This window comes from Alcanivorax sp. UBA3183 (assembly GCF_002364155.1).
Lineage (GTDB): Bacteria > Pseudomonadota > Gammaproteobacteria > Pseudomonadales > Alcanivoracaceae > Alcanivorax > Alcanivorax jadensis.
Genome location: NZ_DEXN01000009.1, coordinates 8,869 through 13,642, shown reverse-complemented (window position 1 = coordinate 13,642; position 4,774 = coordinate 8,869). Strand labels below are relative to the sequence as shown.

General features: G+C 54.7%; 4 protein-coding genes. 2 read left to right on the top strand and 2 right to left on the bottom strand.

All coding sequences use genetic code 11. The features are described 5' to 3' along the window. Positions 1-216: 216 nt before the first annotated feature. The gene (locus B3Q33_RS03185; RefSeq protein WP_011588647.1) at positions 217-1,551 is read right to left on the bottom strand and encodes an ATP-binding protein; all 1,335 of its coding nucleotides are present in this window, start codon (positions 1,549-1,551) and stop codon (positions 217-219) included. Between the two features lie 19 nt (positions 1,552-1,570). Continuing rightward, entirely contained in the window at positions 1,571-2,239 is a 669-nt protein-coding gene (locus B3Q33_RS03180; RefSeq protein ID WP_007151491.1) for a response regulator, read from the bottom strand. 203 nt (positions 2,240-2,442) lie between these two features. On the opposite strand from B3Q33_RS03180, the gene B3Q33_RS03175 reads away from it, so the two are divergent. Together B3Q33_RS03175 and B3Q33_RS03170 are read left to right on the top strand one after the other, a co-directional pair. Continuing rightward, positions 2,443-2,976: a cupredoxin domain-containing protein gene (locus tag B3Q33_RS03175; RefSeq protein ID WP_039926258.1), complete on the top strand. Its 534-nt coding sequence runs from the start codon at positions 2,443-2,445 to the stop codon at positions 2,974-2,976. 88 nt (positions 2,977-3,064) lie between these two features. Then, positions 3,065-4,774 (top strand): copper resistance system multicopper oxidase (locus tag B3Q33_RS03170; protein WP_286826884.1); only part of this gene is annotated, 1,710 nt, incomplete at its 3' end.

The window sequence follows — 4,774 nt, the reverse complement described above, 5'->3', positions numbered from 1 at the left end:
AAAGGGGGGGGGGTATAAAATTCATGATCAAAAGCATCGGTTTGCTGTTTTGGGTTGCAAGTAGAGCAAGTAGTGTTAGTGGGTGTAGATTCAGTATCCTTCAGGGAAAGCTCATTATAGAGCGGTCGAGATTGAACAGGCTGGACGAGACTCCAAATCATCATCCCAACTATTGATGAATTTGACTTGAAGCATAGAGAATGGAGGGTGAAGGTGTCAGTTGTCTGACCGGTCGCCGAATCGATCAGAACCAGGGATTACAACAACTGCAGTAAGGCCTCCTACCTTACTGGACGTGTAATGAACCTGTCCCTGATAACGCTCAACTATTGCGTGGACAATAGCCAGCCCCAATCCATGACCGGGTGTTTGCTCGTCCAGCCTCAATCCTCGCTTGCCCAATTGTGAGTGGGCTGTTTCTGATACGCCCGCTCCGTCGTCGCTGATGATAATTTTTAACTGCTCTTGATCTTCACTCAGCGTGAGCTCCACCCAGCGGGATGACCATTTGCCTGCGTTATCCAGCAAGTTGCCAAGGATTTCGTTCAGATCATGCTCCTCGACAGGCCAGCGATGGTTTTCAGGCAGATCCGTTGACAATTCAAAAGATTTATCGGGGTAGAGGCGGCCAAGCATCCACAGCAGATCCCGGGCCTGTTTGATCGGACATACACTTTGGCCGACCTGTGGACCCGCAAACCGGCTTCGCCGCATTTCGGCCTCAAGCTGAGCATCTATGTCGTCGAGGCGCGCCGCCATTTCCCATCTCAGCTTCTCATCGAGCGGGCGACTGGTGTCTTCCAGGATCTGTCTGACAGCCGCTATGGGGGTTTTCACGCTGTGGGAAAGGTTGGCAAGTGCGTCACGGGAGCGTTCCAGCCGGTCATCCAGTGAATCCAGCAGTCGATTGAGTTGCCGGACGAGGGGCTGGAACTCCTCCGGGCCGTCTGCGTTAATACGGGAGAGCTCGCCTGACTGAAGTTTTTTCAGGTTCATCTGAAGGCCCGCTATTGACCGCAGGGCCAGAGTGATTCCCAGCCATATGCTCCCGATCATCAGAATGACCAGTAAAACCGAGACGACGGCAGTCCAGATATGGAGTTTGGCCTGGCTCCGATGAAGCGCCTCCATATCCTCGGCAACAATGATCACGAAGGGGTTTCCGTCGACCGTGAAGGCACGGCGATACCCAAGCATTTGGGAAGGCGCAGCTGGTACCTCAGCATCCCTGGCTCTCACGGCTCCCTCCTGCCCGGAGGTGAGCAACGGCCTCAGAATCGGAGTCCAGGTCTCCGGTGAGATGGACTGCCCAGACGGAGAAGCGATGGCGATGGCGAAGGCGTGGAGGAGCACTTCCTGAAAATAGTCGCCGGTCTGGAGTGTATCAATCTGGCCACCGGATTGGCGGATCTGGTGTTCCAGAAAAGCTACCTCATCTTTCAAGCGGCGTTCTACTAAGTCCATGGTCATCCTCTCCAGCAAGGCCCCATGGATGATCCAAGCCAGTGCCATCAGACCAATGCCGGCCGGAAGCAGCAGAATCAGGAGCATCCCCCTGACTGAGCGAGGTCTAACGGCTATCGGCATCGAACAGGTACCCCTGACCACGTCGGGTCTTGATGGTGTCCGGTCCCACCAGCTTCCTGAGCCGCCGCACATACGCTTCGATCACGTTCTCGCTGGGTATGTCGTCGATGCTGTATAGCTGGTCGAGAAGCTGTTCTTTCGAGAAAACCTGCCCGGGACGACTCATCAGACATCGGAGCAAACGGAACTCCGTACCGGTCAGGCTATGTTCGGTCTCGTCACCGGCCCTTAACGTCTGGCGATTTTCGTCCAGCTCGAACCGGCCCGCTGTCAGGGTATCCATTATTCTGCCTTCGCTTCGCCGGACGATGGCGTGAAGTCGGGCAATCAGCTCTTCGGTCTGGAAAGGCTTCGCGAGGTAATCATCGGCGCCGGCCTTCAAGCCATTGACCTTGTCCTGCCAGTCTCCCCTGGCGGTCAGGATCAACACCGGGAAACTGACCTTATGCGTCCGCCACTGTTTCAGTACGTCCAGGCCGTTGCCGTCGGGCAGGCCCAGGTCAAGAATACCGGCGCGGTAACTTTCCTGCTGCCCGAGGTGCCGGGCTTCCCGCGCTGTACGGGCGGTATCCACGCTGAAACCGGCCTTTTCCAGTTGGGCGCTTAGCCCATTTGTCAGCAGGTAGTCATCTTCCACCAGAAGTAATCTCATTCCTGAACTGCCTTTCTAAATTGAGCATCAGAGTCCGTCAGTGTCGCTGCCCAAGCTGAATTGTGCCAGAACAAAAAATAATTCCGATTTTCAGCCTGGATTCAGGTTGCTGAGCGATGGTAGCAACCGCTTCTGGATATTGCTCAAGTTTTGAGTGAGACAACCCGGCCCTCAGGGCCAAAGCTGTTCAAAGGAGAAGATATATGACCGTATCAAAATTCCTCGTTGCTGCCGCAACTATCTTATTGTCGGCGACCACCTTTGCCGCTGGAACCCATGGTGGAGGACATGATCACGGCGCTGCGAGTGGTGAGCCCGGCAAAGCCTCAGAGGCCAGCCGAACCATAACAGTCGAAATGTACGACAATTACTATGAACCGGGATCAATCATCGTAAGCCCCGGGGAAACGGTGCGGTTCGTGGTGGAGAACAAGGGGAACCTCGTTCACGAGTTCAACATCGGCACACCTGAGATGCATGAGGGGCATCAGGAGGAAATGATGATGATGGTCGAACATGGCGTCATCCAGGGCGGAAAGCTCAACCACGACATGATGGAAATGGACATGGGGAACGGCCAGTCCATGAAACACGACGACCCTAACAGCGTCCTGCTGGAACCGGGCCAGAGGCAGGAAGTTATTTGGAAGTTTTCCGATAACAGCAATATCGAGTTCGCCTGCAACGTGCCGGGTCATTACCAGGCAGGGATGTACGGTGACGTCAAGGTCCAGTAACTGAGTTCACTAATGGGGCGTTGATCCAGTGGGCTTGTAGGTATTTATTTTGAGGGTTCTTAGTGAAGAGCGATTTGGAGCAAAAAGTATGAACAGCCGTTTAGGTTCAGTGTTGTTAAGCCTGCTGATGTCTGCATCGGTCATGGCTGGCGAATATAATCTCACGGTTGATCGGGTCGAAATTGACACCGGCGATTTCGTGAAAGACGGCATCGGTTATAACGGTGCATCTCCCGGGCCGGTGATGCGCTTCAAGGAAGGCGAAAACGTCAAGATCAACGTGACCAACAACCTGGATGAGATGACTTCCATTCACTGGCACGGCCTGATCCTTCCTTTTGATCAGGACGGTGTGCCTGGTATCAGCTTTCCAGGCATCAAGCCGGGTGAAACCTTCACCTACGAATTTCCCATCCAGCAGGCTGGTACTTATTGGTTTCACAGCCACTCCGGTTTTCAGGAGCCGGATGGCGCCTACGGTTCCATCGTTATCGAACCTGAGGGACGTGAACCGTTCCGCTACGATCGCGAATACGTAGTTCAGCTAACCGATAAGCACCCGCACTCCGGTGATCGCATCATGCGTAACCTGAAGATGATGCCGGACTACTACAACCGCGAGCAGCAGACTGTCGGAGAGTTTTTCTCTGACGTGTCCGAGAACGGCCTGATGAACACCGTTCGGGACCGTATGGCCTGGGGTGGCATGCGGATGATGAAAGCGGATGTCGAGGACTTGCAGGGTTTTACAGGGCTGATCAACGGTAAAGGGCCGGATCAGAACTGGACTGGGCTTTTTGAGCCGGGCGAACGCATTCGGCTGCGTTTCATCAACTCCTCGGCGATGACTTACTTTGATATCCGGATCCCCGGTCTGGACATGACCGTTGTGCAGGCTGATGGCAACAACGTTCAGCCGGTTAGTGTGGACGAGTTCCGGATCGGTGTGGCGGAAACCTACGATGTGATCGTCCGCCCGAAAGGTGAGCAGGCCTACACCATCTTCGCCGAATCCATGGGGCGTTCGGGCTATGCCAGAGCGACACTGGCCCCAGAAGAGGGTATGGAAGCGTTCGTGCCGCAACTGCGTGAACCGGCCCGCCTGACTATGGCTGATATGGGCGGTATGTCCGGTATGGACCATGGCGACATGGATATGAATAGCTCAGAAGGGATGTCCGGAATGGATCATTCTTCGATGGAGGGAATGGATCACGCAAACATGAGCAACATGGACCACTCAAATATGAAAGGAATGGATCATTCGGGCACGTCCGGCATGGACCATGGTTCCATGGCGATGGGAAAAGAAGGTCCAAGCGACCCCTTCTATGCGAAGGGAAGTGGCCTCGTCCCCACGGCAGCCAATGGCGGCAAGTTCCTGTCCTACGCTGACCTCAAGGCCCAAGATCCACTGTATGAAGACCGCGAACCGACTCGAGAAATAGAGCTTCGTTTGACCGGCAATATGGAGCGGTACACCTGGAGTATCAATGGCGTTAAGTACGAAGATGCCGATCCGATCCGCCTGAAATATGGTGAGCGGGTCCGCTTCAAGTTTGTCAACGAAACCATGATGACTCACCCCATGCACTTGCACGGTATGTGGTCCATTCTAGATGTTGGCGCAGACCAGTGGAATCCGATCAAACACACGGTCAGTGTGCAGCCCGGCACCACCGTTTACATGGAAACCGAAGTCGACGAGCCAGGCCAATGGGCGTTCCACTGCCACCTCTCTTACCACGCGGCCGCTGGTATGTTCCGTAAGGTGATTGTTGAAGGTGGGCCAGAGTCG

Excerpts from the sequence above, each read along its gene's own strand:
- B3Q33_RS03175 (WP_039926258.1), top strand. The coding sequence starts at position 2,443 with ATGACCGTATCAAAATTCCTCGTTGCTGCCGCAACTATCTTATTGTCG.
- B3Q33_RS03180 (WP_007151491.1), bottom strand. The coding sequence starts at position 2,239 with ATGAGATTACTTCTGGTGGAAGATGACTACCTGCTGACAAATGGGCTA.
- B3Q33_RS03185 (WP_011588647.1), bottom strand. The coding sequence starts at position 1,551 with ATGCTCCTGATTCTGCTGCTTCCGGCCGGCATTGGTCTGATGGCACTG.